Consider the following 1,220-nt stretch of genomic DNA (forward strand, 5'->3'; position numbering starts at 1 on the left):
GGCGTCGCCGGGGCATCGGGTGCGGCGGCCGGGGTGAGGCCGTCGGCGAGGGAATCGGTCTCCGTCTCGACGTTCAGCTCCGTCAGCATGGTCTTCGTGAAGCCGAAGTAGTACGTGGCGACGAACCCCACGAGGTAGCCGACGAGCAGCCCGCCCGCGTACACCACGATCATCTGGCCCATGCCCTTGTTGCCGTCGAGCAGCGGGAACAGTGCCCAGCCGGACGGGCCGATCGCCGTGGAGCCCACCGCGTCACCGAGCTGGTTGAAGAGCCCGACGAAACCGCCGCCGAACGCGCCGCCGACGCAGGCCGTGATGAACGGGCGGCCCAGCGGCAGCGAGACACCGTAGATCAGCGGCTCGCCGACGCCCAGGAAACCGGCGGGGAGGGCCGACTTGATGGTCCGGCGGATCGAGCCGTTGCGGGGGAGCCGGAAGTAGACCGCCATCGCCGCGCCGACCTGTCCCGCGCCGGCCATGGCGAGGATCGGCAGCAGCACGGTGTAGCCCTGCTGCTCGATCAGTGTGGTGTGGATGGGGATCAGCGCCTGGTGCAGGCCCAGCATCACCAGCGGCAGGAACAGCCCGCCGAGGACGAAGCCGGCGCCCGCGCCGCCGTTGGACAGCAGCCAGTTGGCGAAGTCGCCGATCGCGGTGGCGATCTCACCGGCCACGTACATCAGACCGAAGATGGTGACGAGTCCGGAGACCAGCACGGTGAGGGTGGGCGTCACCAGGACGTCCAGCGCCTCCGGCACCCACTTGCGGCACCACTTCTCCACGTACACGGCGAGGACGGCGGCGCCGAGCGCGCCGAGCACACCGCCCTGGCCCGGGGCCAGCTTCTGGCCGAACGCGTCGATGTTGGCGACACCGGGGAAGACGATGATCGCGGCGACCGCGCCGCCGAGGACCGGGGTGCCGCCGAACTCCTTCGCCGTGTTGTAGCCGACGAAGACCGCGATCAGCGACATGAAGCCGGACGTGACGGCGGTGAGCGCCGGGACGACGCCGGGCAGCCAGTGCAGGTTGGTCAGCAGACCGTTGAGCCCGGTGATGATGCCGCAGCCGATGAGCGCGGGGATCAGCGGGACGAAGATGTTGGCGATCCGGCGCAGGAACAGCTTGAACGGGGTGGCGTTCTTGGCCTTGCGCTCCGCGCGCAACGCCGCGCCCTGCGCCGCCAGCTCGTCGGCGGGCGCCGCCGGGGCGTCCGGGGC

General features: G+C 70.8%; 1 protein-coding gene. It reads right to left on the bottom strand.

What is annotated here, in order from left to right; translation table 11 throughout:
* Nucleotides 1–1,220: PTS transporter subunit EIIC (locus HY68_RS13160; protein WP_063779638.1), on the bottom strand; the 1,220-nt coding region annotated here is incomplete at both ends.

It is taken from the genome of Streptomyces sp. AcH 505, assembly GCF_000818175.1.
Lineage (GTDB): Bacteria > Actinomycetota > Actinomycetes > Streptomycetales > Streptomycetaceae > Streptomyces.